A 19,641-nucleotide genomic window follows, 5' to 3' on the forward strand; every position below is an offset into this window, starting at 1 on the left:
CCGCGTCCACCGCCGCCCGGCCCGCGTTCGTGACGATCGCGATACGCCCCTCTTCCTTGGGCCGGGTTGCACGACAGAACCTAATACGAAGTTCTCATGGTGATTTGCGCGACCGGCCGCCAGCTTGGTATGGTTCCTGCAGGCAACTCAGCCTCTCCAATTCCCAGACAAGAAGACAATGCCGAGCTCAAGACCCGATCGCATCCGAAAACTCCTCGCCGACCTGGTCGGCTTCGACACCATCAGCGACCGCACCAACCTTCCGCTGATTGCCCATATCGAGAGCTATCTCGCCTCGTTCGGCATCAGGGGCGAGCGCATCACCGACGATACGGGCCAGAAGGCTTCGCTCTGGGTCACGATCGGGCCGCAGGACCTGCCGGGCTTCGTGCTGTCGGGCCATACTGACGTTGTACCCGTCGTGGGCCAGGACTGGAGCCATGATCCGTTCAAGCTCATCGAGCGCGACGGCAAGCTCTATGGCCGCGGCACCACCGACATGAAGGGCTTTGTCGCGGTGTGCCTCGCGATGGTGCCGGAGATGGTGGAGGCCAAGCTCGCAACGCCGATTCATCTGGCGATCTCCTATGACGAAGAGATCGGTTGCGTCGGCGTGCGGCCGATGCTGCGCGAGGTTGCGAAGAAGACGGTCAGGCCACTCGGCGCCTTCATCGGCGAGCCGACCCAGATGCAGGTCATCATCGGCCACAAGGGCAAGCACGGCGTGCGCGCGACGTTCCACGGGCTCGCCCGCCACTCTTCGATCGCACCCGACGGCGTCAACGCGATCGAATACGCGGCCGATCTCATCGCCGAAATCCGCCGCCGCGCCGGGAAGCTTGCGGCCGTGCGGTCAAACGACAGCCTCTACGACGTTCCGCATTCGACGCTGCTCACGAGCATCGTGCATGGCGGCGCCGCGCTCAACATCGTGCCTGATACCTGCACGGTGGAGTTCGAATGCCGCGGCATCGGCATCACCGAGTCGCGCGAGGTCACGGATGCGATCGTCGCCTGGGCCAAGGCCGAGATCGAGCCGGCGATGAAGGCCAGACATCCGGATTGCGGGATCGATTTCGAGGAAATCCTCGACTATCCCGCCCTCGACACCGCCGCCGACGCCGCCATCGTCACGCTGGCCAAGAGCCTTGCCGGGCGCAACGATCACGCCAAGGTCGCCTTCGGCACCGAGGCGAGCCTGTTTGCCAGCATCGCCGACATCCCCTCCGTGGTGATCGGCCCCGGCGCGATCGCGCAGGCGCATACGCCTGACGAGTTCGTGGAAATGGCCGAGCTGGAGAAGTGTGCGGGGTTTGTGGAGAGGCTGATCGCGCATTGTGCGAAGGCCTGAGGCGCTTCCTCGTCATTGCGAGCGCAGCGAAGCAATCCAGACTGCCGCCGCGGAAAGATACTGGATTGCTTCGCTACGCTCGCAATGACGGAGCATGCCGAAACATCGCGCAGCCCCGCTGACACTCAGCGTTCCTGCAGCGCCAGTCGCACGCCGACGGCGCAGTAGACGGTCCCGACCACCTTGCCCTGCCACTTCACCACTGCGGGATGCCTGCGAAGAAGGTCGCCGAGACGGCCGGCGCCTATGGCGAACACGACGGTGCTGACGAGGCCGAGCAGCACGAAGACGGTGCCGAGGATTGCAAGCTGAACTGCGATCGCACCGTGCTCCGGCCGCACGAATTGCGGCAGGAAGGCGAGGAAGAACAGCGCTGTCTTGGGATTGAGCACTTCGGTCAGCACGGCCTGCCGGAAAGCGCGGCCCGCGCCGATCGCGGGCGCGCCGCCCTTCAGCTCGACGGACGTCTTGTCGAGCATGGCGCGAATGCCGAGATAGATCAGGAACGCAGCGCCCGCATATTTGACGACGCTGAAGAGCAGCGCGGATGTCGCGATGATCGCCGAAAGCCCGACGATGGCCATGCAGGTGTGGATCAAGTCACCAGCCGCAATCCCCGCCCCCGTCGCGATGCCGACCTTCGTTCCCGAGCTCGCCGCCCGCGCCATGGTGAGCAGCGTCGCCGGGCCCGGAATAAAGACAAAACCAAGGACAATGAGAATGTAGGTGATGAGGGTGGTCTGGTCGATCATGCGTCCGACTCCACGTGAACAGATGATGGGCTCGCTACCCACCTCCCGTCATTGCGAGGAGCGTAGCGACGAAGCAATCCAGACTACTCCCGTGGAAAGATTCCGGATTGCTTCGCTGCGCTCGCAATGACGGAGCGCGGGGGCAGCGACGCACCAAATCAAAAAGGCGCGGCCACCAGCCGCGCCTTTGCAAGTGCTACACCGCGCCCGCCTTCTGCGCGTATTCCCACGATGCCTGCGACAGCGGCACGGTGCGCTTGGCTGACTCCAGTGCCTTGGCGTTGGCGGCGGTGCCGTCGCGGATGCGGCCGGCGATACCTTGCGTGATGCCCGCGAGGCGGAACAGATTGTAGGAGAAATACCAGTTGAGGTCCGGGACGCTCATCTTGGTGACGTTGCAGTAGATCTGCGCCGCCTCCTCCAGGCTCGGGATGTTGAGCGCCTTGAGGTCGACGCCCTGCAGGCCCGGCATGATCCACTGCATCAGAAGATAGGTGAAGTCGGCCATGGGATCGCCGAGCGTCGACAGCTCCCAGTCCAGCACGGCCTGCACGCGCGGTTCCGTCGCGTGGAAAATCATGTTGTCGAGGCGATAGTCGCCATGGACGATCGAGACGCGCGCCTGTTCGGGCACGGTCTTGGGCAGCCATTCGGCGACCTTCTCGAACTCGGGAATGTGCTGGGTCTCGGACGCGCGGTACTGCTTGGTCCAGCGGTCGATCTGCCGCGCGAAATAATTGCCGGGCTTGCCGAAGTCGCCGAGGCCGATCGCGACAGGGTCGAACATATGGAGTTTCGCCAGCGTCTCGATCTTGCTGGTGAAGATCTTGCGCCGCGAATCCGGCTCCTGGCTCGGCAGCGTCGGATCCCAGAACACGCGGCCCTCCTCCATCGACATGATGTAGAAGGCAGCGCCTATGACGCTGTCGTCCTGGCACAGCGCATAGGCGTGCGCGACCGGAAAGCCCTGCTTTCCAAGCGCCGCGATGACGCGATACTCGCGATCGACCGCATGCGCCGACGGCAGCAGCTTGCCGAATGGCTTGCGGCGCATCACGTAGGAGCGCTTCGGCGTGTTGAGGCGGTAGGTCGGATTGGACTGGCCGCCCTTGAACTGGAGCACGACCAGCGGGCCTTCATAACCTTCGACATTGTCGCGCATCCACGCCTCGAGACGCAGCTCGTCGAAACGATGCCGCTCCTCGACCGGCTTGGTGCCCGAGAACTCCTCGTCTTTCCTGACGCCGTCAGCCACGGTGGCGCTCCCTCTTCAGTCCTGACCTTTTCAGGTCGAGCATGATCCTAATCGGTAACCGCTGACGCACTTGCGTCAAGCGGTCACCCAATCATGCCCTGTCTTTTCTTCAGATCGGGAGCGCCTCCCGGCTCTCCCTCTTAACGACCGGGAGAGTTTGCATACTTCCGAAGTTCAAGTCTGGCAATGGCGCGGTTGTGCACCTCGTCCGGACCGTCGGCGAGACGGAGCGTGCGGATGTGGGCGTAGTCCTTGGCAAGGCCCGCCTCGTCCGAAACGCCGGCACCGCCAAAGGCCTGGATCGCCTGATCGATGATCTTCAAGGCCATGTTGGGACCGGCGACCTTGATCATGGCGATCTCGAGCTGCGCGGTCTTGTTGCCGACCTTGTCCATCATGTCGGCGGCCTTGAGGCACAACAGGCGGTTCATCTCGATGTCGGTGCGCGCCTCGCCGATGCGCTGCTCCCACACACTGTGCTCGATGATCTTCTTGCCGAAGGCGGTGCGCGAGGCGAGCCGCTTCACCATCTTCTCCAGCGCCTCCTCGGCCTTGCCGATGGTGCGCATGCAGTGGTGGATGCGGCCCGGCCCGAGGCGGCCCTGCGCGATCTCGAAGCCGCGGCCCTCGCCGAGCAGGATGTTCTCCTTCGGCACCCGCACGTTCTCGAGCAGCACCTGCGCATGGCCGTGCGGGGCGTCGTCGAAGCCGAACACGGGCAGCATCTTCTCGACCTTGATGCCGGGCGTGTCGAGCGGAACCAGGATCTGCGACTGCTGCTGGTGCTTGGCGGCCGAAGGGTCGGTCTTGCCCATCAGGATCGCGATCTTGCAGCGGGGATCGCCGACGCCGGACGACCACCATTTGCGGCCGTTGATGACGTAGTGATCGCCGTCCTTCACGATCCGGGTCTCGATGTTGGTGGCATCGGACGATGCGACCGCGGGTTCCGTCATCAGGAAGGCCGAGCGGATCTCGCCGTCCATCAGCGGACGCAGCCATTTGCGCTTCTGCTCCTTGGTGCCGTAGCGCATGAACACCTCCATGTTGCCGGTGTCGGGCGCGGAACAGTTGAACACTTCGGAAGCCCAGGTGATGCGGCCCATCTCTTCCGACAGCAGCGCGTATTCGAGATTGGTCAATCCCGCGCCGCGGAATTCATCATCTTCATGCTCGTTCGGCGGCATGAACATGTTCCAGAGGCCTTCGGCCTTCGCCTTCTTCTTGAGGTCCTCCAGCACCGGGATGACCTTCCAGCGCTCGCCGCTGCGATCCTGCTCGTCATAGACAGGCACCGCCGGGCGCACGTGCTTGGCCATGAAGGACCGCACGCGGTCGAGCCATTCCTTCTGCTTGGGGGACAGATCGAAATCCATGGGACGCTCCTCGTTTCTCTCTCGCTGGTCGTTTTGCGCCGGACTGTCCTCCCGCCCCGCGCGGCCCGCAAGCGCGAATGCGCTGGCTTTGCGGACGTTTCGGAACCCAGCGCAGTTGCGAACGAGTCCCCATTGCGGATTGACTTTTCCCGGCCTTCAAACGATAGTTTCATACAACTGTTTGAATTGCAACTCCCTCGCTCCCGACGTTATTCCGGAGCAGCCCGCAGGGCTGAACCCGGAATCCCGAAATGTGGTGCGAGATTCCGGGTTCGCGCATCGCGCGCCCCGGAATGACGGGACAAGAGCCATGGCCAGCGATCATACGAGGTCTGCCATTCTCGCCGCCGCCGAACGGCTCTACGCCGACCGCGGCTTCGGCGACGTGACGTTGCGCGACATCGTCGCGGAGGCCGGCGTCAACCTCGCCGCGGTGAACTATCATTTCGGCTCCAAGGACGAGCTGATCGCGGAGTTGTTCGTCACCCGCTCGATCGCCACCAACCGCGAGCGTCTGCGCGAGTTGAAGGCGGCGGAAGAGCAAGGCGGCGGCCGCGCGCCGATCGAGGTGATCCTGCGGGCCCTGGTGGGGCCGACCTTGCGGGGTTGCCTCGGACCGGAGAACCAGCGCTCGACCGCGGCGCGCTTCATGATCCGCGCCTCGATCGAATCCGTGCCGCCGATCCGCCGCATCAAGAACCGCGAGATCGACCATTTGCGCAAATTCGCCGGCGCGATGCGCAGGTCCCTGCCCAACCGCAGCGACGTCGATATCTATTGGGGCCTCAACTTCGCGCTCGCCATGGCGCACCACACCATTCGCGAGAGCGAGCGCCTGACAAAACTGTCGGAAGGCAAATGCGACCTCGACGACGTCGAGGACGTCGTCGCACGCGTCGTCAGCGTCGCGACGATGGCGCTGACGGCGGGGCGGGTGGAGGCGAAGGCGCCGTCAAAGGTGGCGGCGCGGTAGTCGAAAACATAGCCACACCGGCGCTGCGCTCCCTCGCCCCGTTCTTATGGGGAGAGGTGAAGCAGGCGCCATTCACCTCACATCATCGCGATGCAATCGATCTCGACGTCGAACGGGGCGAACCATTCCGGCGTGCAGACGAAGATCCGCGCCGGCGGGTCATGCGGGAAATAGCGCGCATAGACCGCGTTGAACGCAACAAAGTGTTTGGTCGAGGTGCAGTAGACGTTGCACTTCATGACGTTGTCGAGCGAGGCGCCGGCCGTCTCGAGGCACAGCTTCATCTGCTCCATGATGAGCTCGCTCTGGCGCTCGATCGGGGCAGACGCGATCTCGCCGGTCTCGGGGTCGAACGGCGGCAGGCCGGCGACGAAGATCATGTTGCCCGCGCGCGTGACCGGCGAGGTCGGCGCTTTCCAGCGGTCGAGAAACGACGAGATCGGTTCGACGCGGAGCGCTTCGCGTTTCATGGGCGGCCACCTTCGGTTCGAGCGAGACTGACGCCTTGCTACATTATTCTGCCGCCGGCATGCTTCGCTTCTGGTCGAACTGTGGTGGCGGCGGGATCAGGCCCGCTGCGGCATCTCCTCGGCCTCTTCCTTGGCGAGCAGCAGCAGCATCTCGATGCCCATCTCGCCTTCCTGCGGCGAGCGGATGAACTTTATTTCGTCGGCGCTTTGCCGCAGCGCGGCAATGATGGCAACGGCCTGATTGGCGGTTGCCGCCTCAGTCGCCAGAATGGACTTCTGGTTCTTGGACTGAAACCCGATGGTGTAGGACATTCGTTCCCTCCCGCGCTCAAGTTAAGAGATCGAATCAGAGTCGCGCGCAGAGGGGAAGCCTGTGCGACTACGGTCTGGGATTATCTGGGGATTGCGCGCAAGCCCCACGCAAGGCCGCGGGAGCGCCACGTTGTCGTCACCAGTCTATGGTTAGCGATCCGGTGACGTCGCAGTGCTACGCCAGCCCCAGCAACGCGCGCGCATCTTGCGCCGTGGCAACAGTTGCACCCAGGCTTTTCAGGATGCCTGCCGCATGCGCGACCAGCTCGGCATTGGTCTTCGCCAGCACGCCTTTTGACATGTAGAGATTGTCCTCCATGCCGACGCGAACGTGGCCGCCGAGCAGGTACGCCTGCGCCACCATCGGGAACTCGGCGCGGCCGATGCCGAAGCCGGACCAGATCGCGCCCGGCGGCAGCAGGCTACGGGCATAGAACATCGTCTCCGGCGTCGCCGAGAAGCCGTATTTGACCCCGAGCACGAGCGAGAACAGGCCCGGCCCCTTCAGCGTGCCGTCGGCGAACAGGTCGCGCGCCAGATGGCAGTCGCCGGAATCGAACAGCTCGATCTCCGGCAGCACGCCGGCCGCCTTCATCCGCTCGGCCATGATGCGGACGTTGCGCGGCGTGTTGATCACGACCTCGCCGCCGGAATTCATGGTGTTGAGGTCGAGCGTGCAGATGTCGGGCTTGAGCAGCTCGATATGCTCGACGCGCTTTTCGGGCGGCAGCAGCGTGGTGCCCGGGCCGGCGATGCGGGGGTCTTCGTGCGACGGCACAAAACGTCCGCCGGGACCGGTGGTCAGATTGATGACGAGGCTCTTGTTGCGGGCGCGGATTTTTTCGACCACCTCGCGGTAGAGATCGTTCTCCATCGAGGGACGGCCGGTCTTGGGATCGCGCACATGGATGTGGGCGATGGCAGCGCCGGCTTCAGCGGCCTCCAGCGCGGACGTGGCGATCTGCTCGGGCGTGATCGGCAGATACGGCGACTGCTCGGGTTTTGTGAGATTGCCCGTGATGGCGCAGGTGATGATGGTTTTGCCGGTCATGAGATCAGATGATCCCCTGCTTCTTCAGCTCCTCGATCTTGCCCGCATCATAGCCGAGCTTGCCGCCGAGGATCTCCTGCGTGTGCTCGCCCAGCAGCGGCGGCGCGCGGTAGTCCTTCACCGGGGTCTCCGAGAAGGTCAGGGCGTTGCGGATCAGGGACAGCTCCGGCTCGAACTTGTGCGCGGTCTTGACCCGCATGCCGCGCGACTGGACGTGCGGATCGGAAAACACCTGCTCGAAATTGTTGATCGGCCCCGAGGGCACGCCGGCCTCCTCCAGCTTGTCCAGCCAGTAGGCCACCGGCTTCTTGAGAAACAAGCCGGCGAAGATCGCCATGATCTCCTTGCCGTGCACGACGCGATCGTTGTTCTTGATGAAGCGCTTGTCGTTGGCGAGCTCGGGCTCGCCGAGCACGGCGCAGGTGCGCTGGAACTGGCCGTCATTGCCGACCACCAGCATCAATTCGCCGTCGGTGCAGCGGAATACGCCGGCCGGCATGCCGCCATTGCCCCAGGTGCCGCGGCGCGGCGGCGTCTTGCCGTTGACGAGGTAGATCTGCAGCCAGTGCGACAGCGATGCGATCACGGTGTCGAACAGGCAGACGTCGATGTGCTGTCCCTGCCCGCCATTGGCATCGCGATGGTAGAGCGCCGAGAGAATCCCGATCGAGGAATTCATGCCGGTCATGTAGTCGACGATGGAGGGACCGACCTTCATCGGGCCCTCGCCCGGCTCGCCGTCGATATGGCCGGTGACGCTCATCAGCCCGCCCATCGCCTGCAGGATGGCGTCATAGCCGGCGCGCGGCGCGTAGGGGCCGGTCTGGCCGAAGCCGGTCACCGAGCAATAGATGATGCCGGGGTTGATCGCCTTGATCGTCTCGTAGTCGAGGCCGTAGCGCTTGAGATCGCCGACCTTGTAGTTCTCCATGAAGACGTCGACGTCCTTGGCGAGCTCGCGGATGATCGCCTGCCCCTCGGGCTTGGCGATGTTGACCGTGACCGACTTCTTGTTGCGGTTGGCGCAGAGATAGAACGAGTTGTTGTTGTTTGCCTTGCCCTCGGGATCGCTCAGGTAAGGCGGGCCGAAGGCGCGCGCGTCGTCGCCGGTGCCCGGCCGCTCGATCTTGATGACCTCCGCCCCGAGATCGCCCAGCATCTGGGCCGACAAGGGCCCGGCGAGAACGCGCGTGAGGTCAAGGATCTTGATGCCTGAGAGCGGCAAGGCCGACATGTCGGTTTCCTCCGGGGAACTGGTGTTGGCGCGGCGGCTGCAGCCAGGCCGCGCTCCCTGCGGATACACCATTTTCGTTCCCCGAGCACTGCGCTCCGGGCATACGGCCATCCCTGCCCCGGCAGCAGCGGCGGCCTCGGAGCGAATTTCCGCGCCGCGAATATAGCGTCAGGTCGTGGCCGAAGCAGCGACCTGCGGCCTGCGCCGGCCGAGAAGGACCAGGATCAGCACCGTCGCGCAGGAGCAGACGAAGGTGAGACCGAGCGCACTGCGGCTGCCGAACTGGGTGAGCAGGCCGGCCAGCAGCGGCGGAGACAGCGCGGAAGCGAGATTGAGCGGCAATGCAATCATCGACATCGCCTTGGTGAACTCGGCCTGGTCGTAGAACACCAGCGGGATGGTCGCCCGCGCCACCGCCATGGCGCCGCTGCCGGCACCATAGAGCAGGATGAAGATCGCGACCGCCCAGGTCGCGCCCTCGCTCAGCATCAAGAGCAGCATGGCCACGGGCAGCGCCGTGCCGGCAACGAGCCCGGTCGTGATGCCGTCCCACCGGGCGCCGCCGAGGAAGTCGAGCCCACGGGCACTGACCTGGATGACGCCGAGCATCGAGCCGAAGGCGACCGCTTGGGCCGGCGCCAGCCCCTCTGCCCGCAGCAGTTCGATGAACACGGCGCCGAGGCCGAAATTGACGAAGGCATTGAGGGTGATCGCGGAGACGACGAGGCCGAACGTGCTGCGCGCAACCGGCGGCGCTTCCACGTGCTTTGCCAGCGCCGGGCCCTCGTCCTTCGCGACGCTCCGGCGCGGCGCGGCCAACGCATAGAGCGGGAGGGAGACCACGATCAGCATGGCGGCATAGACGAGGCACGTCCAGCGCCAGCCGACGAGACCGTTCAGGAACGATGTGGCGGGCCAGAAGATGCTGCTCGAAAGCCCCGTCACCAGCATGAGCGCGCCGATCGCGCTCTTGGCCTGCCGCCCGGCGATCTCGTTCAGCATGATATAGGAACCGGTCGAGAGCGTGGCGCTGCCGGCCACACCAAAGACGATCCAGGCGGCGAAATAGAGGACGGGGTCACGCGCGAAGGACAGAAGCACGAATCCGGGCACGCTGACGACCGTGCCGACCATCATCACCTTGCGTGCCCCATGGCGTGCGAACGCATTGGCGAGCCAGGGCGCGCACAGCCCCATCGTGACATAAAGCGTCGAGGTGCCCGCAAACACCATGGGCAGGCTCATGCCGAGATCGGCCGCAAGGTCGCGGCCGATGATGGGCGGAAGGCTGATCGTGCCCCATCCAATGAGCTGGGTGATCGCAAGCACCAGCAGGACTCCGACGAGCCTGCCGTTAGATTTCAAGAACCGCATTCCAAACGTCGCCTGCCCGGCAGGCGCCGATCACGCCTGAGTCTCCTGCTCTCTTACCCGGAGACTCCGCGCACGGGAACGCCGGCCGCCGAATGGCAGAAGGCAGCCGCGAGCATGTCAGGAGCAGGCAGCAGCCCTATCCCGCGAGCCCGAGCAGGGATCGGGCCTCGGCGGCGGTGGCAACGCGCCGGCCGTGGCGCGTGACAGCCTCACAGGCGAGGGTCACGAGCTCCGCGTTGCTGGCGGCCAGGCGCGTCTTGTCGATCCTGATATTGTCCTCGAGCCCGGTGCGAACCGCATCGGCGCCCCGCGCGAGCGCCCAGCCCATGACCTCGGCTTGATGGCGCCCGATCCCGGCCGCCGTCCACGTCGCCTTCGGGATCAGCCGCTTCAACTCGCCGAGCAGGATGTCGAGGACGTGCTCGTCGGCCGGCATCGCATTCTTGACGCCCATGACGAACTGCACATGCGGACGCTGGTCGATCAGCCCCGCCTCGATCAGGCGACGGGCGCCATGCAGGTGCGACAGATCGAAGATCTCGATTTCCGGCCGGATGTGTCCCGCCTTCATGCCGGTCGCGAGCGTCTCGACCAGGGCGGCGCTGTTCTCGTAGACGATGGTCGGAAAGTTCGCCGATCCCGTGGAGAGCGAGGCCATGTCCGGCTTGAGATAGAGCGAGGAGCCGCGCGCCGAGGGATCGCGCCCTCGCCCGCCGGTCGAGAATTGAACGATCATCCCCGGGCAATGTATCCTGATGCCCTCCTGGACCAGGGCAAAGCGCTCCGGATCCGACGACGGCGTCTCGTCATCGTTGCGAACATGGATATGGGCAAGCGTGGCGCCGGCCTCGAAGGCCTGGCGGGTCGACTCGATCTGTTCGGACGGCAGGATCGGCACCGCCGGGTTGTCCTTCTTGCGCGGAACAGAACCGGTGATAGCGACAGCAACGACGACGGGGTTCATCCGTTGACCTCATGATGATCGCGCTCGCGCGCAAAAGGTTCGAGTGGGTAATCACGTAACGCGTCGAGCCTGCCGCTGCAAACATCATTGCTTGCAGCGGCATGGCCCCTTGCGTTCCCGTCAGGTCTGAACTGCCGCCGCTCTGCTCACGGCTTCCGCACGCTGCCGCTCATAGTCGGCCAGAGGCATCGGAACGGCCTTGGGGTTACCGAGATCGTCGATGCGGACCCGATAGGTTTCCCGGGCCGTGAGGGCTGCGAGCGCCGCGATGACCGTGATACCGAAGGCGATCGCCCCGACCGTCAAGGGGATGTTGGCCGAGCCGGGAGGCGCGACGGTTGCAAACAGGGCGGGAAGCAACGCGGTGATGGTCGTCCCGATGTTCTGCGAGATCGCCATCGCCGAGACGCGGGTGCGGGTCGGAAACAGCTCCGGGTAGAAGCTCGGGAAGATCGCGTTGTAGCCCTGGTAGACGACGCCCCACATCAGCAGCGAAAGAAGGATCGCGAGCGGCACGTTCCTGATGCTGATGGCATAGAGATAGCCGAAGGCGAGCAGGCCGGAGAGCAGCGCGCCGACGATGATCGGAGGCTTGCGGCCGACCTTGTCGGAGAGATTGCCGACGAAGGGAATGACGAATATGGCCAGCATGTTTCCGAGGACCGGGATCCACAGATAGACGTCCTTGGCGAAACCGATGCCATAGGCCGGCTGCACCGCGTAAGCCGCACCGAAGATGGTCGCAACGACAGGGATGACGTTCATCAGAGCCATGCAGATGACCCTGAGCATGTCGCGCCAGCTCAGCTTGATGGCCTGGACGATGGGCGACCGCGGCGTTTCTCCCCGCTCGCCCTCGCGGGCAAAGGCAGGGGTTTCGTCCACTTCGCGACGAATGATGTAACCTGCGACGATGACGAAGAAGCTGAGCAGGAAGGGAATCCGCCAGCCCCAGCTGTTGAAGGCTTCGGTCGGCATATAGGCCGCCAGCGGCAGAAAGACCGCTGCCGCGAGAATCTGACCGGCCTGCACGCCCTGAAGCGCGAAGCTCGCGTAGAAGCCGCGCTGGCCGAACGGCGCATGCTCCAGGATCATCGAGCTTGCGCCGGAGATTTCACCGGCCACGGCAAATCCCTGCACAAGGCGAAGAATGACGAGCAGGATCGGCGCCAGGATGCCGACCTGGTGATAGGTCGGCAGAAGGCCAACGGCCATGGTCGAGACGCCCATCAGGAACATGCAGACGATGAGCACGGTCTTGCGGCCATGGGTGTCGCCCCAATGTCCGAGGACGAAGGCGCCGATCGGACGAGCCACATAGCCGACGCCATAGGTCGCCAGCGACGCGATGATGGCGACGGTGGGATTTTCCGACGGGAAGAAGATTTGCGGAAAAATCAGCGAAGCGGCGGTCGCGTAAATGAAGAAGTCATAATATTCGAGAGCCGACCCAATCCAGCCGCTCGCAGCAGCCTTCTTGGACTGACTCCTGTCGTGGATCGCGCGAGTCGTGGTCATCTCAGATATTCCTCCACTGGGTTTATCGACGTCCCGTTAGCGGGCTTCGTTCGCAATCAGACAGCACTCTCCAGGCGCTCTGCGGGACTTCGCGGAGCGCTTGTCATTGCCGGTGGCTGTCTGATTGGTCCCAACAATAGGCTTTCGCCGGGCTAACACAATTACCCAGTTATGCGATAAACCTAACATGATGTTATCTGGGCCGGAGCGTCTGCCTCCCCTTGGCAGGGCCATCGCATATGACCGTGGGACGCTGCCGGATGAGCTCGGCCTGCATGGTTCGAGACGCCCGCTTTGGCGGGCGCCTCACCATGAGGGTCTGATGTCTCGCCGCAAACCCAGGCCCTCATCCTGAGGGCCCGCCNAGGCGGGCGTCTCGAGGGATGGCCGCGAACCAGTACGCCGGCGCGAGAGGTCACTCAGGCGGGTTGAACGTCCGCACGAAATACACGGGCGCCCTGCCCTTCTTCAGGCGGTAGAGTTGCGCCGGACGGTTGGGGCCGCGCCGCATCTTGGCGACCGGCTCGATCATGTCTGCCGACAGGATCCGCGTGCGGAAGGCGCTCTTCTCGAGGGGCCGGTCGAGCACGATCTCGTAGACCCGCTGCAGGTCCGGCAGCGTGAATTCCGCCGGCATCAGATAGGCCGGCAGCGAGGTATACTCCACCTTGTTGCGCAGGCGCTGGATCGCGGTCGCAAGGATGTCGCCGTGGTCGAAGGCGAGCTTGTCCTTGAGCCTGCCTCCGGGAAGCGGAAACCAGCGCGCATCAGACGCGAGTTCGCCCCCTTGGTCCGGGATCAGCGCGAAATAGGCGTGCGTCGCCGACCAGCCCCGCGGATCGCGCGTCGCGCTGCCCCAGCTTCCAAGCTGCTCGAGATAAGGGCTGGTGACGCCGGTCTTCTCCCTGAGCTTGCGGGCCGCGCAGGCCGCAAGATCACGGTCCTTCGCGACATCGACGAAGCCACCCGGCAGCGCCCACGCATGCGGAAACGGCTCGCCCTCGCCCGCCGGACGTTGCACCAGCAGCACCCGAAGGCTGTCGTCCCGGATCGCAAAGATCACGACATCGACCGTCGTCAGGGGCCGCGGAAAGTCCAATTGTCGAGGTTTTCCAAAATCTTTGCCAATATCTTTGCCAAGCGCCTCGCCCGCCATCGCCAACTCCGCTGTTCGGCCTTGACAGTAACATGCTTAGTTGTACAGTCCAACTTACTTAGTTGCCCAGACCAACTTATAGCATCGCGGAGATAGCCATGTTCGGCATCAGGTTCATCAAGGCCCAGCCCACCACCTATCTGATGAAGTATCGTGCCGGCGCGATCGTCGCTGAAGGCGCCGGGCTTTCCGCGCTCTATTACGCGCCGGTGACCATGCTCGTCGCCGTGCCCATCGGCAGCCGCGACGCCTCCTTCATCTTCCAGCAGATCGCGCGCGACTTTCAGACGCTGACGGTGCAGGGCCACGTCACCTATCGCATCAACGAGCCGAAGAAGGCGGCCTCGATGCTCGACTTTACCCTGAAGTCCGACGGCAAGAGCTACGAGACCGATGATCCCGAAAAGCTGCCGCAGCGCATCCTCGGCACGGTTGAGGTGCTCGCCCAGCAGGCGGTCAAGGAGCTGACGCTGAAGGACGCGCTGCAGTCCCCCGACCGTATCGCTGGTATCATTGAGGCGGGTCTCAGGGCGCGCGCTGACATCGCTTCGCTCGGCCTCGAAATCCTCGGCGTGTCCATTCGCGGCATCAAGCCGACGCCCGACACCGCAAAGGCGCTGGAAGCCGAAGCGCGCGAGGCGATCCTGAAGAATGCCGACGAGGCGATCTTTGCCCGGCGCAATTTCGCCGTCGAGCAGGAGCGAGCCATTCGCGAAAGCGAGCTCGACACCGAGATCGCGGTCGAGCAGAAGAAGCGGTCGATCCGCGAGACCCAGATGGACGCCGAGGCGAGCGTCACCGCAAAGCGCAACGAACTGCGCCAGGCCGGCATGGCCGCGGACATCGTGCTGGAAGGCAAGCGCAAGGATTTCGTCGGCCTCAACGCCGAGAACACCAGGACGCTGGCCGACGCGGAAGCCTATCGTGTCGGCGCGCTGATGAAGATCTTCGAGGGCGTCGACACCCGCGTGATCCAGGCGCTCGCGGCTGCCGGCATGCAACCGGGGCAGCTGATCGCCCAAGCCTTCTCCGGCATCGCCGAAAAGGCCGAGAAGATCGGCCAGCTCAACGTCTCTCCGGACCTGCTCAGCCAGCTGATGGAGAAGCCGAAGCCGACGGAGGCCGGCAGTGCCCGCCGCCAATGACCGCAAGATCGTGCTGGTGACGCGCAAGACCAGGCTGGAGGACCTGATCGCGCGTTACCTGACACCGGCACAGGCGCGCTTCTATGTCGAGCATCTCGGCGCCGACTTCTCCGACTATGAGCGCGAGCACGAGGTCTATCACGCGCAGCGTCGCACGGCGCTGCAGGTCCTGGAGCAATGGGGGCGCTACCAGGTCATCGAGCGCGGCCTCCTGCCCAACTTCATCTTCGCGCCCGACGACATCGTGGTCGCACTCGGCCAGGACGGCGTCGTCGCCAACACGATGAAATATCTCGACGGCCACCCGCTGATCGGAGTCAATCCGGATCCCGCACGCCATGACGGCATCCTCCTGCCCTTCGCGCCTCGTGACCTCGCAAAGCTGCTGCCGGAGGTCGCTGCCGACAAGCGCGACAGCCAAGCCGTGACGATGGCCGAAGCACGCCTCAGCGACGGCCAGGTGCTGCATGCCGTGAACGACCTGTTCGTCGGCGCACGCACGCATGTCTCCGCGGTCTACGAGATCGCGACCGGCGGGATGACGGAGCGGCAGTCCTCGAGCGGGCTGATCGTCTCGACCGGGCTCGGCTCGACCGCCTGGTTCAAGAGCATCGTCACCGGCTCGCTTGCGATCGCCGGCAGCTTCGGCCCGCCCTCGGCACCGGCCAGTTACGACGCCCTGGCCTGGGACGCAGCAGAGTTGCGCTTCGCCGTGCGCGAGCCCTTCCCCAGCCGCCATTCACAGACCAGTCTCGTCTGCGGCCGGCTCGCACCGATGGAGCAACTGCGCATCCGCTCGCTGATGGGGGACAACGGCGTGATCTTCAGCGATGGCATTGAGGCCGACCGCCTCGATTTCAACGCGGGCGCGGAGGTTACGATCGGGATCGCTGCGCGGCGCGGACGGCTGATCGTGTGACGGTCAGCTGCCGAGTGCGTTCTCGCCGGCCTCGCGGCCGGGCACGCTGACATGGACTTCGTGGCCCTCGCGGAGGGCCAGGGACGCCGCTGCGACCGCCGACTCGAAGGCAGCCTCCTTGGTGGCGTAGGTGTTCTTGACGTCGCCGTCATGCAGCACGCCCCATTCGTCCTGCACCGCCACGATCGCGTATTGGGCAAGGCCCATGGTCTCCTCCTCCAGCTCTCTAAAGACCCATATTCTATCGCTGCGTGAGCTGCGGGTGCGCCGCGGTCACGCGCCACACCGTGTTGCCGCTGTCGTCGGCGACCAGCAGCGCACCGGTCTTGTCGATGGCGACGCCGACGGGCCGCCCGCGCGCGTGGTTATCGCTGTTGAGAAAGCCCGTCACGACATCCTGCGCCGGGCCGCTCGGCTTGCCGTCGCTGAACGGCACGAACACGACCTTGTAGCCGTTCAGCACCTGCCTGTTCCAGCTGCCGTGCTCGCCAACGAAGGCACCGCCGCGATAGGCGCTCGGCAGACCGGTCCCTGTATAGAAAGCCATTCCGAGCGGAGCGACATGCGAGCTCAGGGCGTAGTCGGGCACGATCGCCTTGGCGACGAGATCGGGCCGCTCCGGCTTGACGCGGGGATCGACGTGCCGGCCGTAATAACTGTAGGGCCAGCCATAGAAGCCGCCGTCCTTCACCGAGGTCATGTAGTCCGGCACGAGATCGGGGCCGAGCTCGTCGCGCTCGTTCACCACCGTCCACAGCGTGCCGGTCTGCGGCTCGAAGCTGAGACCGTTGGGATTGCGCAGGCCGCTCGCGAAGATTCGCCAGCGGCCGCTGGCGCGATCGATCTCGAGGATGGCGGCGCGATTGTGCTCGGCCTCCATGCCGTTCTCGGTGATGTTGCTGTTGGAGCCGACGCCGGCATAGAGCTTTGAGCCATCGGGGCTGGCGACCAGGCTCTTGGTCCAGTGATGATCGATCGGGCCGCCCGGCAGCGGCGTCAGCACCGTTCCCGGCGCGGTGATCTTGGTGTCACCTTCGGTATAGGGATATTTGACGATCGCATCGGTGTTGGCGACGTAGAGGTCGTTGCCGACCAGCGCGACACCGAAGGGCGAGTTGAGGTGGTCGAGAAAGACACTTTGCATATCGGGCACGCCGTCGCCGTTAATATCGCGCAACAGCGTGATGCGGTTGCTTTCGCCGGTATCGCCGCCTGACGTCGCCCAGGACTCGACATAGCCGATCACGATTTCCTTGGGCCGCTTGATCGGGGCGCCCGTCGGCGCCTTGGATTCCACCACCAGCACGTCGCCGTTGGGCAGCACGTAAAGGAAGCGCGGATGCTGCAGACCCGTGGCGAAGGCCTTGGCCTGCAAGCCCTGCGCAACCGTCGGCGTCTCGTCCTTTTTCCAGCCGACAATCCGCGCGATGTGCATCGGCGGCAGCCAATGTTGCTGGATGTCGGGAAGCTCAGGGTTGGCACCGATCTGCGCCCTGGGATCGCCGCTGCCGTCATCGCAAGCGGCGAGACACAGCAGCGACGAGCACACCAGCGCCCGGACAATCGAGGATGTCATCGCGCAACTCCGACGCCGTGGCGATACACCATGGCCCAGCCGAGCCAGCCGGTGACGGGGAGGATCAGCACGGTGATGATCGAGAGGATGAGTCCGGTCGGCCACACCGAGGTCCAGGCATCGCGCGTGTGGATCAGCGCATTGAGGATGGCGAGGATCAGCACAACGGCATTGCCGATCAGATGCGGCAAAGCCGGCGGCTGCGCCCGCACCAGGCGGTTGCCGAGGAAATCGGTCAGGCCCGCAATCGCCGCCAGCACGCCGAAGATGACACCGACGACCAGGAGCCAGGCGGAAAAATTCGCCCACATGATCTCGGCGCTGACGACATAGGCGATATCGGTCAGCAGCGCCCCGATGAAGCACACGATCGGGATCGGCACCAGCATCGGATGAATCGGATGGCCCGCGATTTGCGCGGTGCTGCGCACGGCCACGTCTTGCTGCACGGTCGGCCTCGTATGGCTTTCGCCCCACCCGACCGGCCAACTCGCGGTTGCGGCGAAGGTTCCTACTCCAGCGCGGTCAGAGCGCGCCGGCCTGATAAGCTGCGTATGCCCGCTTCAAGCCATCGTGAAGCTAAGTGGTGGCGCGCCAGACGAGCTTGTCGAGGCGGCTGACCTCGAGCAGCTTGCGAGGGCTGCCGTCGGGCCGACGATGTATCAAAATAGATCTCGCCGCTGTAGCCGACGATGTCGGCGACGAGGCGCGCGAACTCGACGATAGTGACATCCTTGCCGGTGCCGATGTTGATCAGTTCCGCACTCGAATAGGTCTTCATCAGGTGCACGCAGGCATCGGCCATGTCGTCCACATAGAGGAACTCGCGCCGCGGCGTGCCGGTGCCCCAGACGACAACGTTCTTCGCACCCGACAGCTTCGCCTCGTGGAAGCGCCGGATCGGCGCGGCGGCGACGTGGCTCATTTCGGGATGATAATTGTCGCCGGGTCCATAGAGATTGGACGGCATCACGTTGATGAAGTCGCATCCGCACTGGCTGCGACAGGCCTCCACCATCTTGATGTCCGCGATCTTCGCGTTCGCATAGGGCTCGTTGGTCGGCTCCAGCAGGCCTGTCAGCATCGAAGGCCTGGTCGCCGATCGACCTCGCGCCGATCCGCCGTGACGAGCCTGACGTCTTCCTGCGCGAGCCGGCGCATGAGCGCGCTGCCGACCATGCCGCGATGGCCGGCGACGTAGACGCTTTTGCTCTTGAGCTCAAACGGTGCGTTTGCCACGGCCTGCGTCCCGCTTCGCCTCGGCCAGATCACTTCTCATCATCTCCGCGACGAGCTCCGTGAACGTCCGCTTCGGCTTCCAGCCCAGCACGTCGCGCGCCTTGCTGGCGTCGCCGACGAGCAGATCAACCTCGGTGGGGCGGAAATAGGTTGGATCAATCTTCACCACCGTCTTGCCGCTTGCGGCATCGACGCCGGTCTCCTCGACGCCCTTGCCGCGCCATTCGACGCGGCGGCCGACTTGCGCGAACGAGAGCTCGACCATCTCGCGCACCGAGTGCATCTCGCCGGTGGCGAGCACGAAGTCGTCCGGCTTGTCGGCCTGCAGGATCTTGTGCATGCCCTCGACGTAATCCCGGGCATGGCCCCAGTCGCGCTTGGCCTCGAGATTGCCGAGATAGAGCGTATCCTCGAGCCCGACCTCGATGCGGGCGACGCCACGGGTGATCTTGCGGGTGACGAAGGTCTCGCCGCGGATCGGGCTCTCGTGGTTGAACAGGATGCCGTTGCTGGCGAACATGCCATAGGCTTCGCGGTAGTTCACCGTGATCCAGTAGCCGTAGAGTTTTGCGACGCCATAGGGCGAGCGCGGATAGAACGGCGTCGTTTCCTTCTGCGGGATCTCCTGCACGAGACCGTAGAGCTCGGAGGTCGAGGCCTGGTAGAACCGCGTCTCCTTCTCCATGCCGAGGATGCGGATCGCCTCCAGCAGGCGCAGCACGCCGACCGCGTCGGCATTGGCGGTGTATTCCGGGCTCTCGAAGCTGACCGCGACGTGGCTCTGGGCCGCGAGATTGTAGATCTCGGTGGGGCGGATCTGCTGCACCAGGCGGATCAGATTGGTCGAATCCGTCATGTCGCCATAGTGCATCAGGAACGGCACGTTGCCGACATGCGGGTCCTGATAGAGGTGGTCTACGCGCCCGGTGTTGAATGAGGACGAGCGTCGCTTGATGCCGTGCACGATGTAGCCGAG

The 19,641-nt window shown here is 64.6% G+C and carries 19 protein-coding genes and 1 pseudogene; 4 read left to right on the forward strand and 16 right to left on the reverse strand.

Going from position 1 to position 19,641, the window contains the following annotated elements; genetic code table 11:
- Positions 1 to 178: 178 nt before the first annotated feature.
- Positions 179 to 1,351 carry an acetylornithine deacetylase gene (argE, locus tag A5906_RS21385; RefSeq protein ID WP_080137268.1) on the forward strand — a complete coding sequence of 391 codons (1,173 nt, stop codon included), beginning with the start codon at positions 179 to 181 and terminating at the stop codon, positions 1,349 to 1,351.
- Positions 1,352 to 1,476: 125 nt separating this feature from the next.
- On the opposite strand, the gene A5906_RS21390 is transcribed toward argE, so the two are convergent.
- The 3 genes from A5906_RS21390 to A5906_RS21400 form a co-directional block, all read right to left on the reverse strand.
- Positions 1,477 to 2,103, reverse strand: coding sequence for a LysE family translocator (locus A5906_RS21390; RefSeq protein ID WP_080137269.1), 627 nt, complete (start codon positions 2,101 to 2,103; stop codon positions 1,477 to 1,479).
- Positions 2,104 to 2,299: 196 nt separating this feature from the next.
- Positions 2,300 to 3,358 (reverse strand): phosphotransferase family protein, encoded by a 1,059-nt coding sequence (locus A5906_RS21395; RefSeq protein ID WP_080137270.1) that lies wholly within the window; start codon positions 3,356 to 3,358, stop codon positions 2,300 to 2,302.
- Between the two features lie 140 nt (positions 3,359 to 3,498).
- Positions 3,499 to 4,734 (reverse strand): acyl-CoA dehydrogenase family protein, encoded by a 1,236-nt coding sequence (locus A5906_RS21400; protein WP_080137271.1) that lies wholly within the window; start codon positions 4,732 to 4,734, stop codon positions 3,499 to 3,501.
- Positions 4,735 to 5,044: 310 nt separating this feature from the next.
- Between A5906_RS21400 and A5906_RS21405 the strand changes: the two genes are divergently transcribed.
- Positions 5,045 to 5,707 (forward strand): TetR/AcrR family transcriptional regulator, encoded by a 663-nt coding sequence (locus A5906_RS21405; RefSeq protein WP_080137272.1) that lies wholly within the window; start codon positions 5,045 to 5,047, stop codon positions 5,705 to 5,707.
- A gap of 77 nt (positions 5,708 to 5,784) precedes the next feature.
- On the opposite strand, the gene A5906_RS21410 is transcribed toward A5906_RS21405, so the two are convergent.
- The 8 genes from A5906_RS21410 to A5906_RS21445 form a co-directional block, all read right to left on the reverse strand.
- Positions 5,785 to 6,177, reverse strand: a complete 393-nt coding sequence (locus A5906_RS21410) for a RidA family protein (protein WP_080137273.1) — start codon at positions 6,175 to 6,177, stop codon at positions 5,785 to 5,787.
- A 96-nt stretch (positions 6,178 to 6,273) separates the two neighbouring features.
- The gene (locus A5906_RS21415) at positions 6,274 to 6,489 is read right to left on the reverse strand and encodes a hypothetical protein (RefSeq protein WP_063682708.1); all 216 of its coding nucleotides are present in this window, start codon (positions 6,487 to 6,489) and stop codon (positions 6,274 to 6,276) included.
- A gap of 175 nt (positions 6,490 to 6,664) precedes the next feature.
- Entirely contained in the window at positions 6,665 to 7,540 is an 876-nt protein-coding gene (locus tag A5906_RS21420; protein ID WP_080137274.1) for a beta-keto acid cleavage family enzyme, read from the reverse strand.
- A 4-nt stretch (positions 7,541 to 7,544) separates the two neighbouring features.
- On the reverse strand, positions 7,545 to 8,774 hold the full coding sequence (locus tag A5906_RS21425) for a CaiB/BaiF CoA transferase family protein (protein ID WP_080137324.1): 1,230 nt from the start codon (positions 8,772 to 8,774) through the stop codon (positions 7,545 to 7,547).
- Between the two features lie 168 nt (positions 8,775 to 8,942).
- On the reverse strand, positions 8,943 to 10,148 hold the full coding sequence (locus A5906_RS21430) for an MFS transporter (protein WP_080137275.1): 1,206 nt from the start codon (positions 10,146 to 10,148) through the stop codon (positions 8,943 to 8,945).
- A 136-nt stretch (positions 10,149 to 10,284) separates the two neighbouring features.
- Entirely contained in the window at positions 10,285 to 11,112 is an 828-nt protein-coding gene (locus A5906_RS21435) for a 3-oxoadipate:acetyl-CoA acetyltransferase (RefSeq protein ID WP_080137276.1), read from the reverse strand.
- 120 nt (positions 11,113 to 11,232) lie between these two features.
- Positions 11,233 to 12,630 (reverse strand): MFS transporter, encoded by a 1,398-nt coding sequence (locus A5906_RS21440; RefSeq protein WP_080137277.1) that lies wholly within the window; start codon positions 12,628 to 12,630, stop codon positions 11,233 to 11,235.
- Between the two features lie 415 nt (positions 12,631 to 13,045).
- Positions 13,046 to 13,786, reverse strand: a complete 741-nt coding sequence (locus A5906_RS21445) for an NUDIX hydrolase (RefSeq protein WP_080137325.1) — start codon at positions 13,784 to 13,786, stop codon at positions 13,046 to 13,048.
- 98 nt (positions 13,787 to 13,884) lie between these two features.
- Between A5906_RS21445 and A5906_RS21450 the strand changes: the two genes are divergently transcribed.
- Positions 13,885 to 14,931, forward strand: coding sequence for an SPFH domain-containing protein (locus A5906_RS21450; RefSeq protein ID WP_080137278.1), 1,047 nt, complete (start codon positions 13,885 to 13,887; stop codon positions 14,929 to 14,931).
- Positions 14,915 to 15,850 carry a diacylglycerol kinase catalytic domain-containing protein gene (locus tag A5906_RS21455; protein WP_080137279.1) on the forward strand — a complete coding sequence of 312 codons (936 nt, stop codon included), beginning with the start codon at positions 14,915 to 14,917 and terminating at the stop codon, positions 15,848 to 15,850. Before A5906_RS21450 ends, A5906_RS21455 begins: the two co-directional genes overlap by 17 nt.
- 3 nt (positions 15,851 to 15,853) lie before the next feature.
- Here A5906_RS21455 and A5906_RS21460 read toward each other — a convergent pair whose 3' ends face one another.
- The 5 genes and pseudogenes from A5906_RS21460 to gmd all read right to left on the reverse strand — a co-directional run.
- Entirely contained in the window at positions 15,854 to 16,057 is a 204-nt protein-coding gene (locus A5906_RS21460; protein ID WP_080137280.1) for a hypothetical protein, read from the reverse strand.
- A gap of 34 nt (positions 16,058 to 16,091) precedes the next feature.
- Positions 16,092 to 17,426 carry a PQQ-dependent sugar dehydrogenase gene (locus A5906_RS21465; protein WP_080137281.1) on the reverse strand — a complete coding sequence of 445 codons (1,335 nt, stop codon included), beginning with the start codon at positions 17,424 to 17,426 and terminating at the stop codon, positions 16,092 to 16,094.
- Positions 17,423 to 17,815, reverse strand: coding sequence for a DUF2231 domain-containing protein (locus A5906_RS21470; protein ID WP_430642407.1), 393 nt, complete (start codon positions 17,813 to 17,815; stop codon positions 17,423 to 17,425). Before A5906_RS21470 ends, A5906_RS21465 begins: the two co-directional genes overlap by 4 nt.
- Before the next feature lie 190 nt (positions 17,816 to 18,005).
- Positions 18,006 to 18,665: pseudogene (locus A5906_RS21475) on the reverse strand (NAD-dependent epimerase/dehydratase family protein).
- The coding region (gene gmd, locus A5906_RS21480; RefSeq protein ID WP_080137283.1) for a GDP-mannose 4,6-dehydratase at positions 18,646 to 19,641 on the reverse strand (996 nt) is incomplete at its 5' end. The gene gmd and the pseudogene A5906_RS21475, both read right to left, overlap by 20 nt.

It is taken from the genome of Bradyrhizobium sacchari (assembly GCF_002068095.1).
GTDB lineage: Bacteria > Pseudomonadota > Alphaproteobacteria > Rhizobiales > Xanthobacteraceae > Bradyrhizobium > Bradyrhizobium sacchari.

What these genes read in the sequence shown, in the direction of transcription:
- A5906_RS21440 (WP_080137277.1), bottom strand. Translation starts at nt 12,630, where the DNA reads ATGACCACGACTCGCGCGATCCACGACAGGAGTCAGTCCAAGAAGGCT.
- A5906_RS21420 (WP_080137274.1), bottom strand. Translation starts at nt 7,540, where the DNA reads ATGACCGGCAAAACCATCATCACCTGCGCCATCACGGGCAATCTCACA.
- A5906_RS21445 (WP_080137325.1), bottom strand. Translation starts at nt 13,786, where the DNA reads ATGGCGGGCGAGGCGCTTGGCAAAGATATTGGCAAAGATTTTGGAAAA.
- A5906_RS21470 (WP_430642407.1), bottom strand. Translation starts at nt 17,815, where the DNA reads ATGCTGGTGCCGATCCCGATCGTGTGCTTCATCGGGGCGCTGCTGACC.
- A5906_RS21460 (WP_080137280.1), bottom strand. Translation starts at nt 16,057, where the DNA reads ATGGGCCTTGCCCAATACGCGATCGTGGCGGTGCAGGACGAATGGGGC.
- argE (WP_080137268.1), top strand. Translation starts at nt 179, where the DNA reads ATGCCGAGCTCAAGACCCGATCGCATCCGAAAACTCCTCGCCGACCTG.
- A5906_RS21465 (WP_080137281.1), bottom strand. Translation starts at nt 17,426, where the DNA reads ATGACATCCTCGATTGTCCGGGCGCTGGTGTGCTCGTCGCTGCTGTGT.
- A5906_RS21400 (WP_080137271.1), bottom strand. Translation starts at nt 4,734, where the DNA reads ATGGATTTCGATCTGTCCCCCAAGCAGAAGGAATGGCTCGACCGCGTG.
- A5906_RS21450 (WP_080137278.1), top strand. Translation starts at nt 13,885, where the DNA reads ATGTTCGGCATCAGGTTCATCAAGGCCCAGCCCACCACCTATCTGATG.
- A5906_RS21435 (WP_080137276.1), bottom strand. Translation starts at nt 11,112, where the DNA reads ATGAACCCCGTCGTCGTTGCTGTCGCTATCACCGGTTCTGTTCCGCGC.
- A5906_RS21390 (WP_080137269.1), bottom strand. Translation starts at nt 2,103, where the DNA reads ATGATCGACCAGACCACCCTCATCACCTACATTCTCATTGTCCTTGGT.
- A5906_RS21425 (WP_080137324.1), bottom strand. Translation starts at nt 8,774, where the DNA reads ATGTCGGCCTTGCCGCTCTCAGGCATCAAGATCCTTGACCTCACGCGC.
- A5906_RS21410 (WP_080137273.1), bottom strand. Translation starts at nt 6,177, where the DNA reads ATGAAACGCGAAGCGCTCCGCGTCGAACCGATCTCGTCGTTTCTCGAC.
- A5906_RS21415 (WP_063682708.1), bottom strand. Translation starts at nt 6,489, where the DNA reads ATGTCCTACACCATCGGGTTTCAGTCCAAGAACCAGAAGTCCATTCTG.
- A5906_RS21405 (WP_080137272.1), top strand. Translation starts at nt 5,045, where the DNA reads ATGGCCAGCGATCATACGAGGTCTGCCATTCTCGCCGCCGCCGAACGG.
- A5906_RS21430 (WP_080137275.1), bottom strand. Translation starts at nt 10,148, where the DNA reads ATGCGGTTCTTGAAATCTAACGGCAGGCTCGTCGGAGTCCTGCTGGTG.